20 protein-coding genes are annotated in these 25,174 nt (G+C 24.9%); 6 read left to right on the top strand and 14 right to left on the bottom strand.

Annotated elements, in window-relative coordinates:
* Window positions 1–87: 87 nt before the first annotated feature.
* The 4 genes from sucB to phrB all read right to left on the bottom strand — a co-directional run bounded on the left by sucB (window position 88) and on the right by phrB (window position 6,411).
* Entirely contained in the window at window positions 88–1,350 is a 1,263-nt protein-coding gene (gene sucB, locus BU_RS01605; RefSeq protein WP_010896058.1) for a dihydrolipoyllysine-residue succinyltransferase, read from the bottom strand.
* A gap of 15 nt (window positions 1,351–1,365) precedes the next feature.
* Complete coding sequence (locus BU_RS01600) at window positions 1,366–4,095, bottom strand: 2-oxoglutarate dehydrogenase E1 component (RefSeq protein ID WP_010896057.1); 2,730 nt, start codon at window positions 4,093–4,095, stop codon at window positions 1,366–1,368.
* Between the two features lie 124 nt (window positions 4,096–4,219).
* Window positions 4,220–4,963 (bottom strand): Nif3-like dinuclear metal center hexameric protein, encoded by a 744-nt coding sequence (locus BU_RS01595; protein WP_009874254.1) that lies wholly within the window; start codon window positions 4,961–4,963, stop codon window positions 4,220–4,222.
* Entirely contained in the window at window positions 4,960–6,411 is a 1,452-nt protein-coding gene (phrB, locus tag BU_RS01590) for a deoxyribodipyrimidine photo-lyase (RefSeq protein WP_010896056.1), read from the bottom strand. The genes BU_RS01595 and phrB overlap by 4 nt, the downstream gene beginning before the upstream one ends.
* A 206-nt stretch (window positions 6,412–6,617) precedes the next feature.
* Between phrB and fldA the strand changes: the two genes are divergently transcribed.
* Window positions 6,618–7,133 carry a flavodoxin FldA gene (gene fldA, locus BU_RS01585; protein ID WP_009874252.1) on the top strand — a complete coding sequence of 172 codons (516 nt, stop codon included), beginning with the start codon at window positions 6,618–6,620 and terminating at the stop codon, window positions 7,131–7,133.
* A 330-nt stretch (window positions 7,134–7,463) separates the two neighbouring features.
* Here fldA and gap read toward each other — a convergent pair whose 3' ends face one another.
* From gap to BU_RS01565, 5 genes are all read right to left on the bottom strand, one after another.
* Window positions 7,464–8,462, bottom strand: coding sequence for a type I glyceraldehyde-3-phosphate dehydrogenase (gene gap / locus BU_RS01580; protein WP_009874251.1), 999 nt, complete (start codon window positions 8,460–8,462; stop codon window positions 7,464–7,466).
* Between the two features lie 81 nt (window positions 8,463–8,543).
* Window positions 8,544–9,167, bottom strand: a complete 624-nt coding sequence (locus tag BU_RS03195) for an FtsX-like permease family protein (protein WP_226988354.1) — start codon at window positions 9,165–9,167, stop codon at window positions 8,544–8,546.
* Between the two features lie 203 nt (window positions 9,168–9,370).
* Window positions 9,371–9,781, bottom strand: coding sequence for a hypothetical protein (locus BU_RS03190; protein ID WP_231834384.1), 411 nt, complete (start codon window positions 9,779–9,781; stop codon window positions 9,371–9,373).
* 17 nt (window positions 9,782–9,798) lie between these two features.
* Window positions 9,799–10,485: a lipoprotein-releasing ABC transporter ATP-binding protein LolD gene (gene lolD, locus BU_RS01570; protein ID WP_010896054.1), complete on the bottom strand. Its 687-nt coding sequence runs from the start codon at window positions 10,483–10,485 to the stop codon at window positions 9,799–9,801.
* Window positions 10,478–11,677, bottom strand: coding sequence for a lipoprotein-releasing ABC transporter permease subunit (locus BU_RS01565; RefSeq protein ID WP_009874249.1), 1,200 nt, complete (start codon window positions 11,675–11,677; stop codon window positions 10,478–10,480). The genes lolD and BU_RS01565 overlap by 8 nt, the downstream gene beginning before the upstream one ends.
* Window positions 11,678–12,151: 474 nt before the next feature.
* Between BU_RS01565 and mfd the strand changes: the two genes are divergently transcribed.
* Window positions 12,152–14,590 carry a transcription-repair coupling factor gene (gene mfd / locus BU_RS01560; RefSeq protein WP_010896053.1) on the top strand — a complete coding sequence of 813 codons (2,439 nt, stop codon included), beginning with the start codon at window positions 12,152–12,154 and terminating at the stop codon, window positions 14,588–14,590.
* A 123-nt stretch (window positions 14,591–14,713) separates the two neighbouring features.
* Window positions 14,714–15,718: a 6-phosphogluconolactonase gene (gene pgl / locus BU_RS01555; RefSeq protein ID WP_010896052.1), complete on the top strand. Its 1,005-nt coding sequence runs from the start codon at window positions 14,714–14,716 to the stop codon at window positions 15,716–15,718.
* Between the two features lie 8 nt (window positions 15,719–15,726).
* On the opposite strand, the gene bioA is transcribed toward pgl, so the two are convergent.
* Window positions 15,727–17,013 carry an adenosylmethionine--8-amino-7-oxononanoate transaminase gene (gene bioA / locus BU_RS01550; protein ID WP_009874246.1) on the bottom strand — a complete coding sequence of 429 codons (1,287 nt, stop codon included), beginning with the start codon at window positions 17,011–17,013 and terminating at the stop codon, window positions 15,727–15,729.
* A gap of 78 nt (window positions 17,014–17,091) precedes the next feature.
* Between bioA and bioB the strand changes: the two genes are divergently transcribed.
* Together bioB and bioD are read left to right on the top strand one after the other, a co-directional pair.
* Entirely contained in the window at window positions 17,092–18,123 is a 1,032-nt protein-coding gene (bioB, locus tag BU_RS01545; RefSeq protein WP_010896051.1) for a biotin synthase BioB, read from the top strand.
* A 364-nt stretch (window positions 18,124–18,487) separates the two neighbouring features.
* Window positions 18,488–19,162: a dethiobiotin synthase gene (gene bioD / locus BU_RS01540; protein ID WP_010896050.1), complete on the top strand. Its 675-nt coding sequence runs from the start codon at window positions 18,488–18,490 to the stop codon at window positions 19,160–19,162.
* 87 nt (window positions 19,163–19,249) lie between these two features.
* Here the strand turns inward: bioD and glyA are convergent, their stop codons facing one another.
* The 4 genes from glyA to BU_RS01520 are packed head-to-tail and all read right to left on the bottom strand — an operon-like array spanning window position 19,250 to window position 24,108.
* Window positions 19,250–20,503, bottom strand: coding sequence for a serine hydroxymethyltransferase (glyA, locus tag BU_RS01535; protein ID WP_010896049.1), 1,254 nt, complete (start codon window positions 20,501–20,503; stop codon window positions 19,250–19,252).
* 59 nt (window positions 20,504–20,562) lie between these two features.
* Window positions 20,563–21,834, bottom strand: a complete 1,272-nt coding sequence (gene hisS, locus BU_RS01530) for a histidine--tRNA ligase (RefSeq protein WP_010896048.1) — start codon at window positions 21,832–21,834, stop codon at window positions 20,563–20,565.
* Between the two features lie 25 nt (window positions 21,835–21,859).
* Window positions 21,860–22,966, bottom strand: a complete 1,107-nt coding sequence (gene ispG, locus BU_RS01525) for a flavodoxin-dependent (E)-4-hydroxy-3-methylbut-2-enyl-diphosphate synthase (RefSeq protein ID WP_010896047.1) — start codon at window positions 22,964–22,966, stop codon at window positions 21,860–21,862.
* A gap of 50 nt (window positions 22,967–23,016) precedes the next feature.
* The gene (locus BU_RS01520; RefSeq protein ID WP_009874240.1) at window positions 23,017–24,108 is read right to left on the bottom strand and encodes a bifunctional tRNA (adenosine(37)-C2)-methyltransferase TrmG/ribosomal RNA large subunit methyltransferase RlmN; all 1,092 of its coding nucleotides are present in this window, start codon (window positions 24,106–24,108) and stop codon (window positions 23,017–23,019) included.
* A gap of 246 nt (window positions 24,109–24,354) precedes the next feature.
* On the opposite strand from BU_RS01520, the gene BU_RS01515 reads away from it, so the two are divergent.
* Complete coding sequence (locus tag BU_RS01515) at window positions 24,355–25,155, top strand: inositol monophosphatase family protein (protein WP_009874239.1); 801 nt, start codon at window positions 24,355–24,357, stop codon at window positions 25,153–25,155.
* The last annotated feature ends 19 nt before the right edge of the window (window positions 25,156–25,174 follow it).

Raw genomic sequence — 25,174 nt, 5'->3', positions numbered from 1 at the left:
TTTTTATATAATAAAAGTACGCTAGTTTGTAAGTAATTTAATGATCGTACTTTTTAAGCGCTATATATTAATTTATTAAAAATAATTCTACACATCAATTGCAATACGATTAAAATCTTCTAATATATTTTTTATATTGATTAAAAAACCGACAGATTCTTTTCCATCTATTAAACGATGATCATAAGATAATGCTAAATACATCATTGGAAGAATTTTAATTTGTCCATTTACAACTACTGGACGTTCTTGAATTACATGCATACCTAATATGGCTGTTTGAGGAGGGTTAATAATAGGAGTCGACATTAAGGAACCAAAAACACCACCATTAGTAATGGTGAAATTGCCACCCATTAATTCTTTTATATTGATTTTATTTTGCAATCCTTTTATAGAAAAATCCTTTATTTTTTTTTCAATTTCTGCCATTGTCATTGTATCAGCATTTCTTATTACCGGAGTAATCAACCCTCTTGGCGTCGAAATAGCAATACTGATGTCGAAATTTTTATAAAAAACTATATCTGTTTGATCTATGTAAGCATTAATTTCTGGAAAATTTTTTAATGCTTGAATGACTGCTTTTACAAAAAAAGACATAAATCCAATTCTAACATTATGTTTTTTTTCAAAATCTTCACCATACTTTTTACGTAAAAGTATGATTGGTTTCATATTTACTTCATGAAAAGTAGTTAGCATAGCTGTATTATTTTTGCTATCTAGTAATCGTTCTGCAATTCTTTGTCGTAATCGAGTCATTTTTACTCGATTCGTAACCTTATTATTATTATTTTTATTATTTTCATTCGCATTAAATATATTATGATTGAATAAAATTTGATTCGATTCTTTTTTTTCTTCTTTTATAATATTTTCAAAATTAGTTTTTTTACTTGTTTCGATCACTTGATTTAAAAAACCATTATTAATATTATGTATTTTGACTGATCGTCTCATAGATGGAGTCAGATGTTTGTGATTATCTTTTAATAAATATTCTATTTCTTTTTTTTCTTCCGTAGTTATATATTTTTCTTCTTTTTTTAATAAATTATCTTCTTTTTCAATAATATGATTATTGGAAAGATGGTTATCAACCACAGTAGATTTGTTTATTTCACCAAGTGTTTGTTGAGATATAACTACTTTCCCTTCTTTTTCTAAAATTGATTGTAATATTCCATCACATGGAGAAGATACTTCTAACATGACTTTATCTGTTTCAATATCAACTATATTATCATCACAGTGAACTGTATCTCCTATTTTTTTGTGCCATTTTACAACTGTTGCATCACTAATAGATTCTGGTAAATCTGGAACAAGAATATTTATTTTTTTCATTCTTTATCCTATTATTTAATTAATATTTAATGCATTATAAATTATTTTTTCTTGTTGTTTTTTGTGGATAGAAATATAACCAACTGCAGGTGAAGCTGAAGAGGAACGACCAATATATTTTAGCGAAGCATCTAACGGTAAAATATTACTTAAACAATCTTTGATATAAAACCACGCACCTTGATTGTACGGTTCTTCTTGACACCATATAAAGTCTTTTATATAAAAATAATTTTTTAATATTTTTAATATTTCTCCTTCAGGAAATGGATATAACTGTTCAATACGAATTAAAATAATAGAATTAATTTTTTTTTCACGACGATTTCGTAATAAATCATAATATATTTTTCCAGAACAAAAAATGAGACGAATTTCTTTTTTATTAACATTATCAACTTCATCTAATATTTTCTGAAATTTACCATAGACAAGATCATCAAAAGAAGAACTAGCCATCGGATTTCTTAATAAAGATTTAGGAGTAAAAATAATTAATGGTTTTAAAATTTTATCAAATATTTGTTTTCGAAAAATATGAAATATTTGTGATGATGTAGTTGGTATACATATTTGCATATTTTCTTCTGCACAAAGCTGAAGAAATCGTTCAATTCTAGAAGATGAATGTTCAGGTCCTTGTCCCTCATAACCATGAGGTAAAAGCACAACTAAATTAGATTTTTTGTTCCATTTTTGTTCACCAGAGCTTATAAACTGATCAATTACTATTTGTGCACCATTAATAAAGTCTCCAAACTGAGCTTCCCAAATAGTAAGTGTATTAGGAGAAGATAAAGAATATCCGTATTCAAAAGCTAAAACGGCTTCTTCTGACAAAACAGAATCCCAAATTTGAAATTTTCCTTGTTTCTTACTAATATTATTCAGTGGGATATAAATAGAACCATTAATTTGATTATGAATAAAAGCATGACGATGAAAAAAAGTCCCTCTACTTACATCTTCTCCTGAAATACGACAGGAAATTCCTTCATTGAGAATTGTTGCATAAGCTAATGTTTCAGCAGCACCCCAGTCAAATAATTTTAATCTTTGAGCCATTTCTAATCTTTCTTCATAGATTTTTTTAACTCTCTGGTGCATTTTTACTGAATCAGGAATTTGGTTGATTAAACAAGCTAAATTTTTTAAATCAGAGAAATTTACATCTTTTTTTATTTTTTTTATCTTTTTTTCTTCTAAAAAAAACTCATTTTTAAAATGTATATTTTTAGATTTTGAGAAAATATAATGACCTTTTTGTAATTTAGATAAATATTGATTCATAATTTCTTGATTTTTTTCAGATGTAATTATTTTTTTAGATATTAAAACATCAGAATATATTGTTCTTGAAGTAGGATGATTTTTTATTTTTTGATACATTATAGGTTGTGTAACAGATGGTTCATCTACTTCATTATGTCCATTGCGTCTATAACACACTAAATCTATAAAAACATCTTTTTTAAATATTTTTCTAAAATGAAGAGCTAATTGAATAGCAAAAATAGATGCTTCTAAATCATCCGCATTAACATGAAATACAGGAGCTTGAATTATTTTAGCCACATCAGTGCAATATTCACTAGAACGAAGATGTTTGGGATTAGAAGTAGTAAAGCCAATTTGATTGTTAATAATAATATGAACTGTGCCTCCTACTTTATAACCTTCTGTTTGAGACATGTTTAATGTTTCTTGTACTACACCTTGACCAATTACAGAAGCATCTCCATGAATACTAATAGGTAAAACTTCATTGTCTATATTTTTCATATTATCAATATAGGATCGAGATATTCCTGAAACAACAGGATTGATTATTTCTAAATGAGATGGATTACATGCCATATGAAAAATTATTTTTTTTTCATATTGAATTTCAGCAGTACCTCCCATATGATATTTAACATCGCCACTTATTTTTTGAAATAGATTTAAATTAGAAAATTCATCAAATAAAACTTTAGGACTTTTGTTTAAAACATTTATCAGTACATTTAATCTACCTCTATGAGCCATGCCCAACACTATTTTGGAAATATTATTTTTTTTTGAAAATCTTATTACTTCATGTAATACAGGAATTAATGTTTCTGCACCTTCTAAAGAAAAACGTTTAGCTCCAGGAAATTTTTTTCCAATATATTTTTCTAAAGTTTCAGCATAAGTTAATTCTTTTAAAAAATTTATTTTTTCTTCTATAGTGAATACATTTTCATTAAAGAAAGATTCTATATGATTGGTAATCCATTGTTTTTCTAATAAATTATTGACATACATATATTCAAAACCAATAGATCCACAGTATTTTTTATATAATATCTTGTATAAACTTATAATGTTAGTTCGAAAATTAGTACAATTTTTAAAATTAATTTCGACAGTTTGCCTTGTTTCTTCTTCTGTAAAATTATAAAACGAAAGATCTAAATCATGAATTTTTGTTCGTTTTTTTAATTTAAGTGGATCAATTAAAGATTGTTGATAGCCTTCTGAACGAAATGCGTGAATCATATGATCTATTTTTTTTATAAGAAGGTATTTATTATTTTTTGTATTATTTCTTTCATAAGTATTTTTTTGTTCCTCAGAAAATTCTAAGAACGCTTTATGCCACATATCGTCAATAGACTGGGCATTTGTTAGAAAACTTTTGTATATTGTTTCTATATAATTTTGGTTTTCTCTAGATAACCAAGAGGAATTTAACCAATATTCTATTTTATTTTTGTCCATAATATTCTTTTAAAAATTATTAAATAAAATGTGATGAAAATTTTAAATAAAAAATATCAAATTAATTCTAATAATAACATTCGCTTCACTGTATTTATCATAATCGCTTTTTTATTTAATAAAATTAAGCGGGATTATAAATATCAATAAAATCAACACATAAATCATACTTTCTCTGCAACCATTCACCTAAAGATTTAACGCCATCTTTTTCGGTAGCATGATGGCCTAAAGAAAAAAAATGAATACCTAATTCTTTAGCAATATGAGTAGTTTCTTCTGAAATTTCACCGGTTAAAAAAGCATCAATTCCAAATGCACATGCTTTTTTAATAAAACCTTGTCCTCGACCACTACACCAAGCAACACGACTAATATACAATGGAGCATTTTCGTATAGATGTATAGGATATTTTTTAAATTTTCTTTCTATTTTATTAGCAAATTCAAAACCTGTCATTTTGTTTTTTGTTGTTCCCCATAAAACATAAGGCAAAATACTACCTTGAATATCAATATTTAATTTTTTAGCGATTTGAGCATTATTTCCTAATTTAGGATGCACATCTAAAGGTAAATGCCAACTGTACAAGTTAATATTATGAGATAATATAGTTTTTAATCGTTGTCTCTGCATGTTATGTATATATTTTGATTCATTTTTCCAAAAATAACCATGATGAACTATTAAAGTATCGGCATTATAAAATAATGCTTTATCTAATAAAGCCTGACAAGCAGTCACCCCTGTAATAATTTTCTTTACTATTTCTGTTCCTTCGATTTGCAAACCATTCGGAACTGTATCTTGATACTGATTAGATAATAATTTTTTATTGATAATATCTTCTAAAAGAAAATTGTTCATGAATTTTTCAGTCCATTTTTATGAAGTTTTAATCGAGCTTGTTTGAATAGCGATAAAGATGTTTTTCTGCTTTCACTATAATTAATAATAGGATTAGGATAATCTATTTTAAAATTTTTTTGTTTTGACCATTCATGTGGTTGATGGATATGATGATTAGGCACGTTTTTTAATTCTGGTATAAACTTCTTTATAAAATTACCCGATTCATCAAAAGTTTTTGATTGATGTAATGGATTAAAAATTCTTATATAAGGTACAGAATCACATCCCACTGACGCTGACCATTGCCATCCTCCATTATTCAGCGCTAAGTCTCCATCGATTAAATTAGATATAAAATGTTCCTCCCCTTCTCGCCAATTAATCAAAAGATTTTTTACTAAAAAACTAGATGTAATCATTCTTAATCTATTATGCATCCATCCTAGTTCGTTTAATTGTCTCATTCCTGCATCTATTATAGGAAAACCTGTATTTCCTTCTTTCCAGGCATTAAAATGTTTTATATTATTTATCCAATGAATTTCTTTTTCCCATGTTACTAATGATTCAGATCTACTAATTTTTGGAAATCCAATTAATAAATGGTAATAAAATTCACGCCATAATATCTGATCAAACCAAGGAGACGTAAGAAGAACATTTAATGGAAGACTGTTTTTTGTTTTTAAAAGCACTTTAAGACAATATCGAGATGATATTATTCCTGCTGATAAATATGGAGACAGCATACTAGTAGCATCTAAAAAGGGATAATCTCGTTTAAGAAAATAATCATTAAATTTATATATACAAAAATTTTTTAAACGATTAATAGCCTCTTTTTCTCCAACAGGAAAGAAATTTTTATTAAAGTTTAAATTTACATTTTTCAAAGAAATAGAAGTTAAAAAAATATCTCTATCAGATTTACGTTTAGAGGGAACAGGAAAACATTGTGGAATATTATTATGTAAATTTTGTATTACTTTTTTCTTAAAAAAAGTAAAAACTTTATATGTTTCATTTTTTTGGTTTCTGATTTGTCTATTTGAAAATAAAAGATTATCGTGAAAACCTTTTACAAGAAACCCTTTTTGAGATAGTTTTTTTTTTACTAAATAATCTCGATAACGTTCATTGATTGCATACTCATAATTATAAAATAAATTATTGACTTTATGTTTTTTGCAAAAAAAAATAAGATATTCTATAGAATTTAAAAAATCAGTAGATTCATGATAATATAAAATAATATTTAATTTTAATAGTTCTTTTTGTAAAGAAATTAAATGATAATACATAAAAGATATTTTTTTTTTAGAAACGGATTGATTATGCCATTGCTTCGGAGTAGAAATAAATAAACTTATTACTTTATCTGTATCATTTTGACATGCTTGATGTAGAGCCGTGTTGTCATATACACGAAGATCGTTACGGAACCAAATTAAATTTTTTTGCATAATATTTATATTTAATATATTAACTCAGCTGAAAAATATTGTTAGGAAATATTATTTTATAGAAGAATTTTTAGAATAGTTCTTTCTATAAATTCATTTTTTTATAAAAATAAAAATTAATTTTTACTTTGTAGTAGAAAAAAAATACACATTAATACATTAACATATATCTATATTAAAAATATATTTTATTACAAGAGACTAAAATGAAAAAAATAGGAATTTTTTTTGGTAGTGATACTGGAAACACAGAAAAGATAGCAAAATTAATTCAAAAATATATAGGTGATAATGTTTCTTGTTTATACGATATTAGTAATACTTCCCAAAAAGACATTGAAGATTTTAATTTTTTAATATTTGGAGTCCCTACTTGGTATTATGGTGAAGTTCAATGTGATTGGGATGATTTCTTGCCAACTTTAAAAAAAATCAATTTTTCAAATAAAATTGTGGCATTATTCGGATGCGGTGATCAAGAAGATTACAGTGAATATTTTTGCGATGCAATAGGTACCATTTATGATATTTTAAAAAAAAATAAAGCGAATATAATTGGAAAATGGTCTACAGAAGACTATTATTTTGAGCAATCTAAAGCTTTACTGAATAAAAAATATTTTTATGGACTAATTTTAGATGAAGATCGTCAAGCAAATAAAACTGAATATAGAATAAAGCAATGGGTAAAACAAATTATTCCTTATTTTAATACACATTAAATATAAAAAATATTATTTAGAATAATAGACTTTTTTAGTTTATTTTAAACTAAATTTTTCAATTCACATATATATATATTTATTTCGCATTGATATAAAAATTAAATTATTTTTTTATATAAAATATGTATAGAAAATAATAAATTTCAAATTATGGAAAAAAATTTTAAATATTATTAAAATATTTTTAAAAATATAATAGCAGTATTAAATTAAAAATTAATACTGCTATATATAAAAAATATACCCATCATTATTTCTAATGAAAGTATAAATATTATTTTTTAGAATAAAATATGATATTTTTATAATTATTAGTTATATGAACATCTATTTTTTAGATACTAAAGATACTAAATCAAGAACCTTACTAGAATAACCTGTTTCATTATCATACCAAGCAATTAATTTAACAAAATTTTTATTTAAAGATAAACCTGCTTTAGCATCAAAAATAGAGGTTAATTCTTCACCATTAAAATCTGTAGAAACAACCTCATCTTCCGTGTATCCCATTATGCCTTTCATTTCTTTTTGAGAAGCCTGTTGAATTTTTTGACATATTTCAGAATATGTAGCAGATTTTTTATAACGAACTGTTAAATCAACTACAGATACATTTGATACTGGGACTCGAAATGCCATACCAGTTAATTTTCCATTTAAATTTGGTAAAACTTTTCCTACAGCAATAGCTGCTCCGGTAGAAGATGGGATAATATTCTGTAATGCCCCTCTACCACCTCTCCAATCTTTATCAGAAGCTCCATCAACAATTTTTTGAGTTGCTGTACTAGCGTGTACAGTTGTCATTAAACCTTCAATAATACCAAAGTTATCATCTATTACTTTGGAAAGAGGTGCTAGACAATTAGTAGTACATGATGCATTAGATACGATACTTTCCCCTTGATATTTATGAAAATTAGCACCCCTCACAAACATTGGAATATCGTCTTTTGATGGACCTGTAACTACTACTTTTTTTGAACCAGCTAAGATATGTTTATAAGCCTGTTCTCTTTTTAAAAAAAGACCTGTTGATTCAATTACTACATCAATTGATAAATCATGCCACATTAATTTTTCAGGATCTTTTATTGAAGTAACACGGATATTTTTTCCATTAATAATAATATTATCTTTATCAAATGTAATATGTTTTTTAAAAACACCATGTGTTGAATCATATTTCAACATATAAGCTATATATTCAGGAGCCAGTAAATCATTAATAGCTATGATTTCAATATCTGAACGTTTTTGAGCGAGTCGAAATAATACACGTCCAATACGACCAAATCCATTAATACCTACTTTAATCGTCATATTTTTCACCATTGTAAAAATTATTTTTATAATAAGATGTGGAATCTTATTTTGTTTGCGTTTTATTAAAAAATGTTTTTATTAATATTCTTTTAATATTTTACTAGGATCAATTTTTGAAGCATAATATGCTGGATACCAATTTGTTATCATTCCTATTATCATAGTACTTATAAATATAATTATTACATCTAGAAAATTTATTTTTAACATAAAAAAATTATTGTAATAAATGTTATCTAACAACATATTATTTTTAAAGTTTTTTTCTAAAAAGAGTAAGATTCTCTTGAAATTTAAAATAGTCGTTATTCCTATAAAAAGACCAATTAAATTACTAATGATAATAGAGCGTAATCCATAATATAAAAAAATTATTTGAATGAGACGGTTATTAGCCCCCATGCTTCGTAAAATAGCAATTTCTTGTGTTTTTTTAAATACAGTAATTAAAGAAATAGATGCAATACTAAAACATGAAATTATTACAAGTAATAAAAGACCCAAATATACTACTGCTTTAATTTTCTTAATATCATCGTATATATATTTATAACTATCAATCCATGTATACGCTAAAAAAGGTGTGTTGATTTTCTTTGCAGCATTTAAAATGATTTTATCAGCATTTAAGGGATCAGACATATGTAGTTCGATTGTATTAATATTTTTATCTGCATTAAAAAATTTTTTAAAAAAACTCAAGGGAACGTATCCTATTTTTGAATCTAATATTCCATTGGATTCAAATACACCTGCAATCTTTAAAGAAAAATTTTGTATCTGCGAATTAAGATCATTATCTTTTTTATTTAAAAAAAATATATTAATCCAATTACCTTTTTTGATTGATAAATATTTTGATAAATAAGATGAAAGAATAATTTCACACTCGTTGCCTTTTTTTTTTAAAAAATTATCATTTTCAGATGAAAAAAAAATTTTTTTTTAAGATGTTTTATATTACTAAAGCTTTTAATTTCAATTGGTTTTACTTGGTTCTTGATAACTAATAGTCCTTTAGTAACAATATAAGGTTCAGAATAAGTAATTCCTGGTAAAATATTTATTTTTTTTATCATACTATGCCATTTGAAATATGATTGATCAGTAAATTTCATAATTCCATGAGGTAGATTCGATAAAATTGTTTTATTCAATAACACCTGAAATCCATTTAATGCACTAACGCTAACAATTAATGCAAATATACTAATGGAAACTCCTATTTTAGATAAAATAGAGGTTAAAAATATTAAATAATTTTTGTTTTTCTTAAGAGAAAATTTTTTTGCAATTAAAAAAGGTAAAGAATTCATTGAATGTTTCTTTTTAATTAACTTTCATAATTAAATATCTGATTGTTTTCTATTTTAAACAAAACAGGTATCTTTTTTATTAAAGTAGGATCATGTGTGGCAATTATGAACGAAGTATTATAATCAGAATTTAATTCTGTGATTAAATTAAAGATAATATTTGTATTGTCTTCATCTAAATTTCCAGTAGGTTCATCTGCTATTATTAAAGATGGCTTATTAATAAATGCTCTAGCAACAGCAACACGCTGTCTTTCTCCTCCAGATAATTCAGAAGGATATTTTTTTATCTTATCTTCTAAATTAAACTTTTTTAGCATGTTATATGCTATTTCTTCAGAATCTTTTTTGCTTTTATTACTAATCAGAAGAGGCATTGAAACATTTTCTAATATATTGAAATCTAACATTAAATGATGAAATTGATATATAAAACCTAATTCAATATTTCTAAATTTTGACATTTTATTAGATGACATAGAACTAAATAATCTACCATTAAATAATATGTCACCGGAAGTAGGATTCTCTAATCCTGCGAGTAAATGTAAAAAAGTTGTTTTTCCTGATCCTGATTTTCCAATAATACCTGCTATATCTCCTTTATTTAATTGAAATGATATATTTTTTAGAATTGTATAAGTAAAATCGCCGTCTTTGTAAGACTTATTCAAATTAATACATTTTATGATAATATTATTCATTGGACAAAATTCTAGATGGTTTTAATTGGATAGCCTTCCAAGATGGATAAAGTGTTGATAGTATGGTAAATAATGTAATAGTAATATTAATAAAAAAAATTTGATATGGAATAACAATTATAGGGATATTTGTTTCATCAATAAAAATGTTAATAAAAAATTTCAAAAAATCATTTTGTATTATTAATGTGAGACTAATTAGTGTACCTAATATATTACCAATAATTGCGGTGCTTGAACCAAATATAATAAATATTAACATAATTTTACAATTCAGCAATCCCTGTGTCTGTAAAATCGCAACAGCATTTTGTTTTTCTACTGTACATATAGTAAGAATAACAACTATATTTAAAATAGATACTAATAAAACTAAAAACAAAAAAAGAAACATGATATATTTTTCAATTTTCATGGCTTTAAAAAGTTCACCTTTTTGTGTCGTCCAATCCAATAAAAATAATGGATGTGTTATCTTTTTTATCTCATTAACATTTAAAGATAGTGGATTTTTCAACCATACGCGCCAACCAGTAACATAATCTTTAGAATAATTTAAAAAATTCAAACTGTCTTCTTTGTTCATTAAAATTTGATAATAATCAACTTCTTTTTTAGTTGAAAAAAAATTAATTATTTTAAATGTACGTTGTTTGAAAATTTCTCCTGAAAAAAAATTTTTTGTGTTGGATAAAAAAATTAGTTTCAGTCTATCACCGATAAATACATTAAGTTTTCTAGCTAACTGTTTTCCTATAATTATATTATAATATCCAGGCTTAAGTGTTTTTAAAACACTTTTAATATTATAGTTATGAATATTGTAATAGTTTGTATGGTCAATTCCTATTACTTCTGCCATAGAAATATCGTTTTTACTTTGTACAATGATTTCTTTACTAATTAAATCAGAAATATTTTTAATATTATTTAATTTTAAAATATTTTCAGGAAATTGATCTTTTTTAATACATTGATTTTTATTAGTTATTATTAAATGTGGAATAAATGATAAAATATTTTTTTCAAAATTTTTCTCAGATCCATTTATTATAGATGTAATAATAATTAGTGAAGCTGTCGTTATACTAATACCTATAATAGATAGAATTGTAATTATTTTTTTAAAATTTGGTAAATGAGTATTCCATAAATAACGTAAAGCAATAAAAAGAGAGATAGGTTTATACATTCTGATGTCATTTTAAATTTATAAAGTTTTTATTGAATGTTTTGAATATATTCAATTGAAAATAAAAATTTTTATTTTATCGATTCGATGCAAATTCTTTTTTTATATAAAATTAGAATAAAAAAAAAGAAATTACATCCTTATTTATTTATATTGATAATTTTTTTGTTCTTTATTTTACTTATTTTATTATATACTATAATTATCATTATAGTAATTTAAAAAAATAAAAAGAAAAAATATCAGTATTTTATTTATATAAAATGTATTTTTATTAAAATATAAAAATATTTATAGTATAAATTTTAATATAATAAAATGTAAAATAAAATAATTATTATTTATATTTTTTTAAATACACATTTAAAATATTTATTTAAGAAATATTTTTAAATTTATAAAAAATATAATATGAATAAAAATTAGTTTAATTTAAATTAAAAAATTATTACTTTATTTAAAGAAATACGTTCTATGAAAATTACAAAAAATAAAATTTTAAAAAACAAAAAAATTATTAATTTTAAATATCAAAAATTACTAGATCTATTTTATAATGTAAATAATCAAAAAAAAAATAATCAGTTATTGTCCTATTTATATTCATTTTCAGGAAAAATAATATTTTCTTTGACAGAAGAAAAATCTTTAAAAAAAATTTTAAGATTTTTAATGAGACATAAAATACACCCACAATATATTAAAAGAATTATTGATATTAAGAAAGAAATTGATTATTTTTACATGATAGAAGAGATCAAAAATGGATTTATAGATAAAAAAAATAATATTTTATTTCTTTGTACAAAAGATTTGTTGCCAATATTAATTGATGATAAATATATTGGTAATATAAAAAAGAATACTAACAATATTAATAAATTTAACTTATCTCAATTGATTTTAAATCATCCAGTTATGCATATTGAACACGGTATTGGAAGGTATAAAGGATTAACAACTATAGAAACTGCTAGCATACAATCTGAATATCTTGTTATTTCATATGCAGAAGGGGATAAATTATATGTACCGGTTTCAAATCTACATCTTGTCTCACCTTATACCGGAACATCTATAGAAAATGCTCCTCTTCACAAATTAGGTGGTGATGATTGGAATAAAGAAAAACATAAAATTAGTAAAACGGTTTACGATCATGCAGCACAATTACTACATATTTATGCAAAAAGAGAATCTAAAACAGGTTTTGCATTTAAAAAAAACATAGAAAAATATGACTTGTTTTGTAATGACTGTTCTTTTAAAACAACATCAGATCAAAATGAAGTAATGAAGTTCGTACTAAAAGACATGTCTAAACCAATTCCTATGGATCGTTTAATTTGTGGTGATGTCGGTTTCGGAAAGACTGAAATAGCGATGCGTGCTTCTTTTTTAGCTGTATCTAATAAAAAACAAGTAGCTATTTTAGTGCCAACTACTTTATTAGCACAACAACACTATAAAAATTTCAAAATTCGTTTTTCTAATTGGCCTGTTAATATTAATATATTATCTAGATTTCAAACACAAAAAGAACAAGATTTAATTTTTAAGCATACTAAAAACGGACGAATTAATATAATAATAGGTACTCATAAACTGCTATTTAAAAATATAGAATGGTGTAGTCTCGGACTATTAATTATTGATGAAGAACATAGGTTTGGCGTGAGTCATAAAGAAATTATAAAAAAAATATATTCTAATATTGATATACTGACTTTAACAGCTACGCCTATACCTCGTACTTTAAATATGGCTATGACTGGTATAAAAGATCTATCTATTATAGCAAAACCTCCAGCTCAAAGATTGGCAATTAAAACTTTTATTCAAGAATATAGTCCTATATTAATAAGAAAAACAATACTACGTGAAATATCAAGAGGCGGTCAAGTTTATTATATATATAATAAAGTTCAAAATATCATGAACATCGCTGAAAGATTATCAATATTAATTCCCGAAGCTAGTATTAAAATAGGTCATGGACAAATGAAGAATATAGATTTAAAAAAAGTCATGAATGAATTTTACAACAATAAATTCAATGTCTTGATTTGTACTACGATTATTGAAAGTGGTGTTGATATAGCAAGAGCTAATACAATTATTATTGAAAATTCTGATCATTTTGGATTATCTCAATTACATCAACTTCGCGGACGTATTGGTCGATCAAATAATCAAGCATATGCTTTATTACTTGTCAACAATTTTAATAAAATCACTTCAGATGCCAAAAAAAGATTAGAAGCAATTTCATCAGTTGATAATTTTGGAGGAGGTTTTTCTCTATCTAATCAAGATTTAGAAATTAGAGGAGTAGGTGAGATACTAGGTAAAGAACAAAGCGGACATATAAAAAATATAGGTTTTTCTTTATATATGGACTTGTTGAAAAATGCTATTGATTTACTAAAAAATGGAAAAATTTTTTCTGTTGAAAAATCATTAAAAAAACCATTAGAAATTGATTTACATGTATCTTCCCTACTACCTAGTAGTTATATATTAGACATTAATACAAGATTATTTTTTTATAAAAAACTCGCCAACGCTATACATGAAAAACAAATAGAAGAAATAAAATATGAACTAATTGATCAATTTGGTAAACTACCTGATTTTTCTAAGAATTTAATTCTAATTGCTAAAATTCGATTAATAGCAGATAAAATTGGTATTAAATATATTAAATCTAATAATAACATAGGCATAATAGAATTTAATGATTATGGTTCTATAAATACTGAATATTTACTGAAAATGTTTCAAAAAGAACCAAAAATCTGGAAAATGGAAACTTCTACAAGAATAAAATTTATTTTGCATTTAAAAAATGATTATTTGCGTCTCAAGTGGATTATTAATTTATTAAGAAATTTATTTAAAAAAAATATTTAAATTTTATTTAATAAAAAAACTTCTTAAAAATAATGATTAAATATTTTTATTCTTTTCATAATCCAGAGAAATAATTTATAAAATAATCCTTGACAATTATAGATAGAATATTAAAGGAGTTGTATGAAACAAGTTGTTTATATTGCAAATTCAGAAAGTAAAAATATAGAAGTATGGAATTTATGCAAGAGTGGCAAAATGAATTTAATACAAAAAATTGAAACAGACGGAAAAATTCAACCTATAAATATTATTCAAAAAAGAAATTTATTATATGCTGGAATTTTCCCTGATAATAAAATTATTACATATTCTATAAACCATAATGGTTTCCTTGAAAAAAAAAATGAGAGTAATATTCCAGGAAAAGCCAATTATATTTCTTTTGATAAAAAGAAAGAATTTTTATTTTGTAGTTCTTATCATTCTAATTTTATTAGTGTAAGTCCATTAAATAAATTTGGTATACCTCAGAATCCAATACAGATTATCTATAATATAGAAGGTTGTCATGCTGCAAAAATGAATTATAAATATAATATATTGTTTGTTATCTCTCTGAAAGAAGATTGTATTTACTTGTATTATCTAACTGATTTTGGAATATTAAAAAGCACTGAACAAAATATTCTTCATACTCAAAAAAAATCAGGTCCGCGTCATATCATCTTTCATCCTAATCAAGATTTTATCTATACTATAAATGAATTAAATGGAACTATAGATGTATGGAAAATATACAAAAAGAACAACGTGATAAAAGTAAAAAATATACAAAATATACATGTATTGAAAAATAGATTTCTAAAAGATTATTGGTGTTCTGACATTCATATAACATCGTGTGGTCGTTTTTTGTATGCTTGCGATCGCTTTTTTAATATTATTTCATTATTTCATATCAATCAAAATGACAATAAACTTGTTTTTTTTAAAAGTTATGATACAGAAGAACAACCTCGATCATTTAATATAAATTCTCATAATACACATTTGATCGTTGCTGGAGAAAAATCTAATACATTCATTATATATAGCATTTCTAATAGCACTGGTGAATTAAAAAAAATAAATGTATATAGTACTGGTCAAAGACCTGTATGGATACTTATACATGCATTGTGTTGAAATTAAAATTATATAAATAATTCAGTTTTATTTAAAGCATTCGAAATTACGTTCGTTAATTTTTTTAATGTGTGAGGGCTAATAATATAAGGTGGGACAATATAAATTAATTTTTTAAATGGTCTAATCCAAACACCATTTTCAACAAAAAATTTTTGTATTGAAATCATATTAATTGAACGAGAACATTCAACTACACCAATGGCTCCTAATACACGTACATCAGTAACATAAGGATGATTAATTAACGGCATTAAACTTTTAAATAATTGCTTTTCAATATTCAATACTTGTATTTTCCATTGATTAGTTTTTAATATTTTGATGTTAGCATTAGCAACTGCACATGCTAATGGATTTCCCATATAAGTCGGACCATGCATAAAACAACCGACTTTACCTTTACTAATTGTATCAGCAATATGACGTGAAGTTAGAGTTGCGGCCAAAGTTATTGTACCACCTGTAATTGATTTTCCTAAACATAGTATATCTGGCACAACATTCGCATGTTCAAAAGCAAACATTTTTCCAGTTCGACCGAATCCAGTTGCAATTTCATCAAAAATAACTGGAATAGAATAATGATTACATAAAATTTTTATTTGCTTCAAATACATAGGATGATAAAAATTCATCCCTCCGACTCCTTGCACGATAGGTTCTAATATGACCCCTGCTATTTTAAATGAATTTTTTTCTATTATTTTTTTAAAAGATAAAATATCTTCGTTGTCCCAGTTTTTATAAAAAGAAGAAACTGGTGCGTCTGCAAATAAGTGTTTTGGTAATAAGTTATGATATATTTGATGGAATGAATTTTTTGGGTCCGATACTGACATTGCAGAAAAAGTATCACCATGATAACCATTACGAATAGTCAAAAATAATTTTCTCTTTTGCCCTAATGCTTGCCAATACTGTATTAACATTTTTATTGCTACTTCAATAGCAACTGAACCGGAATCAGAAAGAAAAACACAATCTAATTTTTCTGGCGTTAGTGAAATTAATTTTCGACACAGTGAAATGGCTGGAGGATGTGTAATTCCGCCAAACATTACATGAGACATTTTTCTTATCTGTTTTTTTAATGCTTTATTTAAAACAGGATGATTATAACCATGTATTGCAGCCCACCATGAAGACATTCCATCTATCATATATTTCCTATTTTTTAATTTTAAATATACTCCCTTAGCTGATATAACAGTATAACAAGGATGAGGATTATTCATAGATGAATAAGGATGCCAAATATGCTTGTAATCAAAAATAGTATCAGATTGACTCATAATAATTTATATATAAAATATTAAATAATTCAGTATAAACGTTAACTTAAATAAAATCACAATTTTTTTGGAGATAATATGAAAAAAAAATGGACTTTAGAAGAAACAAAAATGCTTTTTAAAAAACCATTTTTTAATCTTATGTTTCAAGCTCAAGAAGAACATAGAAAAAACTTTGATCCTAATACAATACAAATAAGCACTTTGCTTTCTATAAAAACAGGATCGTGTCCAGAAGATTGTAAATATTGTCCGCAAAGTTCTAGATATAAAACAGGTTTGAAAAAAGAACCTTTATTAGAAATAGAACAAATCCTAAGTGCTGCAAAAAAAGCGAAAGATTCAGGATCTAGTCGATTCTGTATGGGTGCTGCATGGAAAAACCCAAAAGAAAAAGATATGCCTTATTTAGAAGAAATTATTAAAAAAATAAAAGAAATGGGTATGGAAACCTGTATGACTCTGGGTACATTAAATAGCACACAAGCAAAAAAACTAGCTGATGCCGGTTTAGATTTTTATAATCATAATTTAGATACATCTAAAAATTTTTACAATAATATTATTACTACTCGTACATATCAAGAACGACTTCATACATTGCATGCAGTTCGTAGTTCGGGAATGAAAGTTTGTTCTGGAGGAATCATAGGTTTAGGCGAAAAAAAACAAGATCGTATTGAATTATTAATGGAATTATCTAATTTATCTATTCAACCAGAAAGTGTACCTATTAATATGTTAGTAAAAATTCCAGGTACTCCAATGGCAGATAATAAAGATGTAGAACCATTTGATTTTATTCGTATTATTGCTGTAGCTCGCATTATGATGCCAAAATCTTATATTAGATTGTCAGCCGGACGTCATAAAATGAACGATCAAACTCAAGCAATGTGTTTTATGGCTGGAGCAAATTCTATTTTTTATGGATGTAAATTACTTACTTCAGATAATCCAGAAGAAAAACATGATTTAGAATTATTTAAGAAATTAGATTTAATTCCTGAAAATAAAACACAAACTTTATTAAAAGAAGATGAATATAAAACTATTATAAAATCGTCAAAAATTAAAAAAGATCAATATTATAATGCAGCTATAATATAATTTATTTAAAAAAAATATCCTTGAAGAAATAAAAATTATAGAAATTTTTGAATCTATTAATCATAAAAATATTTTATTTTCTTCAAATAAAATATTGGGAAATTCTTCTAAATAAGAATAATATTATCTTTTTTATTTTAGGAGTAACTCAATATTATAGTTATATGTTATTGTATCAAATAGACATAATAACTAATATTGAGTTACTCGATTTGGAGGGCAATTAATATGAATATGATTGTTAATAAAGAAACTTTTTTATATTTAAAATAATAATATAAAAATATATTAAATATGTTAATTACGATATTAAAACAATATAATTCTTTAATACTACGTCAGATTTAAAAAAAAAGATTTTATTATGATAAAAAAATTTTTCATTACTGGAACTGATACAAATGTAGGAAAAACAATAGTAAGCAGTATTTTGCTAAAAAAAGCCACTATGTCTGGATATCAGACAGCAGGATACAAACCTGTCTCTTCTGGAGGCCAAAAAAAATCATCTGGTTTTTTTAATCAAGACGCGATTCTTCTTAAGAAAAGTAGCTCTATAATATTAAGTGATAGAGAAGTTAATCCGATTGCATTTTTTGAAAATGCTCCACCTCATATCTTAAGTAAATTTCAAAAAAGGAGTATTAAAAAAGAAGAATTGTCTTTAGGTTTAAACAATATTACAAAAAAAAGCAATTGGATTTTAGTAGAAGGTGCTGGTGGATGGTATACACCACTATCTTGTAAAGATACTTTTTCAAGTTGGGTGAAACAAGAAAAATTAACTGTTATTATAATAATTGCAATCAAATTGGGATGTATTAACCATGCAATTTTAACAGAAAAAGCTATTATTTCAGATCAAATAAAATGTGGAGGCTGGATTGCTAATAATATTTTTCCAAAAGACAAATATAATATGCATTACATCCAAACTTTGTTAAATTATATTAAATCTCCATTTTTGGGCGTAGTTCCTTATTTTAAAAATAAAAATAGAATTAATTTTAAAAAAATAAAAATCAAACTACCTAAATAAAAAGTTTAAAAAATAGTTTTAGAAAGTATGATTTTTATCATTATTAATATAATGATTAACAAAGATGGACATATTCAACATTTTTGATCAAATGTACACGGGATATTTTAAACACATTTCTAATACTTTCTTTTTTATTTGAAGAACATTATTATGATCATCAACATTATTTAAAATACTAGTTATCCAATCTGATATTCTAGAGACCTCATTTTCTTTGAATCCTCTTCTAGTAACAGCGGCAGTACCAATACGTATGCCTGAAGTAATAAAAGGACTTTTTAAATCATTAGGTATCGTATTTTTATTAACAGTTATATTTGCTTTACTTAAAATAATATCAGCATCTTTTCCTGTTATTTTTTTATTGGTTAAATCAATTAGAAACAAATGATTAAAAGTATGTCCAGATATGATTTTATATCCTTTTTCTAAAAATCTTTCAACCATAACTTTAGAGTTTTTTACTATTTGTTTTTGATATGTTTTAAACTTTGGTTCTAAAGCTTCTTTAAATGCAATAGCTTTTGCTGCAATTACATGCATTAATGGTCCACCTTGTGCTCCAGGAAAAACTGATAAGTTTAATTTTTTATATAAAATATCATCTCCATTTTTAGCAAGAATAAGACCGCCTCTAGGTCCCGCTAATGTTTTATGAGTTGTACTCGTAACAACATGAGCATAATTAATTGGATTTGGATAGATTCCAGCTGCTACTAAACCAGCAACATGAGCCATATCAACAACAAAATAAGCATCCGCGTTATCTGCAATAAATCGCATTTTTTTCCAGTTACAAATGCCAGAATATGCTGAAAAACCACCAATAATCATTTTTGGTTTATACTTTTTCGTCAATCTTAATAATTCTTCATAATTAATTTCACCATTTTCATCTACTCCATAGGAAATAACATTATACATTTTACCTGAAAAATTGACAGATGATCCATGAGTCAAATGACCACCATGTGATAACTTCATACCTAATATTGTATCACCAGGATTTAACAATGCGGTATAAACAGAAAAATTAGCTTGAGAGCCAGAATGTGGTTGAACATTAGCATAATCGGCGTTAAATAATTTTTTTGCTCGTTCAATTGCTAATTCTTCTATTATATCTACATACTCACAACCACCATAATATCTTTTTCCAGGATAACCTTCTGCATATTTATTAGTCAATTGTGAACCCTGTACATCCATTACATAATTACTCGTATAATTTTCCGATGCTATTAATTCTATATGATTTTCTTGTCTTTTTTTTTCTTGTTCTATTGCAAACCATAGTTTTGGATCATATTTTGAAAAATCTATTTTATTATTTAACATTTTTTACCTAAAAGTTATTATACAAAAATATAAAAATTATTTTTATGAAATAAATAAATTTATTTAAAAATTTCTTGAATTTTTAGTATTAATTCCTTTTTTAAAAGATGATATTCTTTTTTTTCTTTTAAATCCTTAACCAAAAAAAATCCTTTTTTGATTTCATTATCACCTATTAAAATAATAATTCTTGCTAGAGAACTGATAGCGTTTTTTATTTTTTTTGTAAGATTTTGATGTAAAAAATTAATAAATATCCTCAATTTTGGGTATAAATCTCTTATTTCTTCAGATAAATTTATAGCATGACATTTATTATTATCTCCTATAAAAATAATATATACATTCGATTCTTCTATTACTTCAGAAAAAATTTTTAGTGATTTTACCAATAAAACTAAACGTTCTATTCCTATTGCAAATCCTATAGCTGGTGTTTTTCTCCCTCCCATTTCTTGAACTAAAGAGTCATATCGACCTCCTGCACAAATAGTATTTTGTGCTCCTAATTTATTGCTTTTCCATTCAAAAACAGTACTATTATAATAGTCTAATCCTCTTACTAAATGCGGATTGCATTTATATTTTATTCCATGATGGTTCATCATATTACACAAATTTTTAAAATGATTATTTTCAGAAAAACTAATATATTCACTTAGCAATGGTGCTTCTTTTAATAAATTTTGAATATCTTGATTTTTAGAATCTAAAATACGTAATGGATTAGTATATAGTCTTCTTTTACAGTCTTCATCTAATAAATATTCACGTTTTTTAAGAAAATTAACTAATTCTTTTTTATATTGCACACGATCTATTTTAGAACCAATTGAATTTACTTCTAATGTTATAAATGAATCAATACCAATTCTTTTCCATAAACGATTTGTTAAAATAATAATTTCTAAATCTATATCTTCCGTATCTAATCCGAATACTTCTGCACCTAACTGATAGAATTGACGATATCTTCCCTTCTGCGGTCTTTCATATCGAAACATAGGACCTAAATACCAAAATTTATTACTTTTTTGTAGTAAATTATTTTGTATTATAGCCCTCACACAGCCCACAGTGCCTTCTGGACGTAAAGTTAAATTATTACCTTTTCGATCATTAAAAGAGTACATTTCTTTTTCTACTACATCAGTAACGTTACCAATCGCTCTTTTAAAAATTTCAGTTTTTTCTAATATAGGTAATCTAATTTCTAAATAACAGTAACTATTCAGAACTTCTTTGAATATAATTTCTATATAATTCCATATTTTTAAATCTTTTGGAAAATAATCATACATGCCTCTAATAGATTTAATTTCTTTATTCACTATTGTCTCTTGTATTAAATATCAATTAATTATTTTTTTTTGAATTATTTAATTTGTCTATTTTTTTTCGAATTTTAATTTCCATTTTTTCTATAATTTCTTCGTTTTTTATTTTTTCTTTTTGTCTTACTCCGTCTTCATAAAATGCACTTTTCTTATGACTTCCTGCTAGACCTAAAGTTGCTATTTTAGATTCACCTATTCCATTAACAACGCAACCAATAATTGATACATCTATGGGAGTCGAGATATCTTCTAGATTTTTTTCTAGTTGATTTACTGTATTAATTACATCAAATTCTTGTCTAGAACAAGTAGGACAAGCAATAAAATTAATACCTCTTGCTCTTAAAGATAAAACTTTTAAAATGTCATAACCTACTTTTACTTCTTCAGTTGGATGTGCCGCTAATGAAACTCGTATTGTATCTCCAATGCCTTCTAATAATAATAAAGCAATACCTATAGATGATTTAACTGTTCCATTCCTTAAACCACCGGATTCAGTTATGCCAATATGCAAAGGTTGTGTAATTTTTTTTCCTAACATGCGATATGATTCAATAGCTAAAAATACATCAGACGCTTTAACACTAACTTTAAATTGATTAAAATTTAAAGCATCAAAGTATTCAATATGCCTCATAGCTGATTCTACTAATGCATCTGGAGTAGGTATTTTATATTTTTTTAATATATCTTTTTCTAAAGATCCAGCATTAACACCAATACGAATTGGAATATTTTCATCTTTTGCGTAAGAAATGATTTCTGATACTCTTCTTTTATTTCCAATATTCCCAGGATTAATTCTTAAACAATCTGCACCATATTTTATAGCTTGTAAAGCTAATCTGTAATCAAAATGTATATCTGCAATCAATGGAACATTTGTTTGTTTTTTTATTTCTTTGAATGATTCTGCAGCTTTTAAATTGGGTATAGAAATACGAACAATATCTACTCCTACTTTTTGTAACTCTAAGATTTGATTAATAGTTTCAGAGATATTAGTAGTACGAGTATTTGTCATAGATTGAACTGATATTGGCGCATTATTGCCAATAGCGACTTTTCCAACATAAATACGATCAGATTTTCTTCTATTGATAATTTTACACTTATTATTCATAAATTTTTATTTTATATGCTTATATATCATGGAAAAGAATAACAAATAAATCATTTTTTAAAATAATTTGTTATAATACCAGTTAACTGACCACATGCAGCATTAATATCTTCTCCTCTATTTTTTCTAATTGTTGTCGTAAATCCTTTTTTTCTGAGAATATTTGCAAACATATTTATTCGATCAGTATTACTACACAAAAAAGATGGACCTGAAAAAGAATTCCAGGGAATTAAATTAATTTTGCTAGGTATTTTACTTAATAAAACAGATAATTGTCGAGCATTTTCATTGGAATCATTAATTCTATCTAGCATAACGTATTCTATTGTTATTCCACCTCGATTAGCATTTGAATATTTAAAATATTTTAATGCTGAACTTAAAACAGAAGAAATATTATATTTTCTATTAATTGGCATAATAATATTTCTAATAAAATCATTTGGGGCATGTAAAGAAATTGCCAAAGAAACATCGATCATGTTTCTTAATTTATCTAATGCAGGAACTATTCCTGAAGTAGATAAGGTAACACGACGTTTCGATAAACCAAAACCATACTCATCTAAAATAATTGTTAATGCGGAAACAACATTTTTTAAATTTAACAAAGGTTCACCCATACCCATAAAGACTATATTAGTAATATTCTTTTTTATATTTTTTTCTTTTAATCTTTTATTTGCTTGCCAAATTTGAGCAATAATTTCAGAAACTTTTAAATTACGTTGAAAACCTTCTTGTCCAGTAGCACAAAAATGACATTTTAATGAACATCCTATTTGGGAGGAAACACAAAGAGTAGATCGTTTTTTTTCCGGCATATATACCGTTTCAATTTTTTGATTATTAATATCAGTGATCCATTTAATTGTACCATCATAAGAAATTTTTTCTTCTATAAATTCTGATGCAAATATATAAGATTTTTCATATAGTTTTTTTCTTGTTTTAATACTAATGTTCAGCATTTTATTGAAATCATCACAATAATAATTGTAAATCCAACTCATGACTTGTTCTGTGCAAAAATTTTTTGCACCTAAAGAAATAAGAAAATATTTCAAATTTTGACGATTTAAATCTAACAAATTAATTTTAGATATTGGAATGTTAAATATATCAATATGATTATTCATCTAAAAACCTAAAATAAATTAATACAAAATATTTGTTCATTTAAAATAATTGCCTTAGTAAGAAAAAATAATAAAATTATATTATTATTTTTTATAATTTGATTATAATAATATATTAATATAATAAATTCATTAATTTTGAGATTGTTTTCATATCTAAAAGTATATTATTAAAATTGAATGAATATTAAATATTTTTAAATAGTAACATTATTCTAAGAAACGTTAAAATTTTAGGAGATTTATATGCATCCCATGTTAAATATTGCTATTCGTGCAGTGCGAAAAGGAGGAAATTTTATTATTCAAAATTATGAAAGACGCAAATTTGTTAAAGAAGATGTAGAAAAAAACAAAGTATTTTTAAATAACATAATTTATAAGACTAATAAAATAATCAGTGAAATTATTCATAAATCTTATCCTTATCATACTATTTTAAAAAAACATGAAAATATTCTTGTTAAGAAAAATGAAAAAAATACTGTTTGGATTATTACTGAATTAGATGGAAAAACTAATTTTCTTAAATATTTCCCATATTTTTGTGTTTCTATAGCTGTTGTCGTGAAAAATAAAACAGAAATTTCTGTAATATATGATCCTATAAAAAATGATTTATTCACAGCCGTAAAAGGACAAGGTTCACAATTAAATGGATATCGAACTAGATGCAGTGCAATCAATACTTTAAATTATAGTACAGTTGCTGTAAATCCATCCAATAAAATTCATAATTTAACTTCATCCTATTTTGAAATATATAAAAAATTAATAATATCTGGAATTTCTTTTAGATGTACTGGTTCTAGTATACTTGATTCTGCTTATGTTGCAGCCGGAAAAATAGATTGTTTATTTGATTTTAATTTAGATCCTAATAAATTTGTAGCAAGTAAATTGCAAGTTCGAGAAGCTGGTTGTTTAATTAATAATTTTATGGGTGAGTATGAACATAATAATAATAATTATTCTGGAAATATCACTAGCAGCTCAAAATTTATTAGACTTATTAATGAAAAAATACGTGAATGTTATCTAATATAATCCAAGAAAAAACGAGATT

Source organism: Buchnera aphidicola str. APS (Acyrthosiphon pisum) (assembly GCF_000009605.1).
Lineage (GTDB): Bacteria > Pseudomonadota > Gammaproteobacteria > Enterobacterales > Enterobacteriaceae > Buchnera > Buchnera aphidicola_I.
The sequence above is the reverse complement of the archived record's forward strand: the minus strand, read 5'-3'. Positions and strand labels throughout refer to the sequence as shown.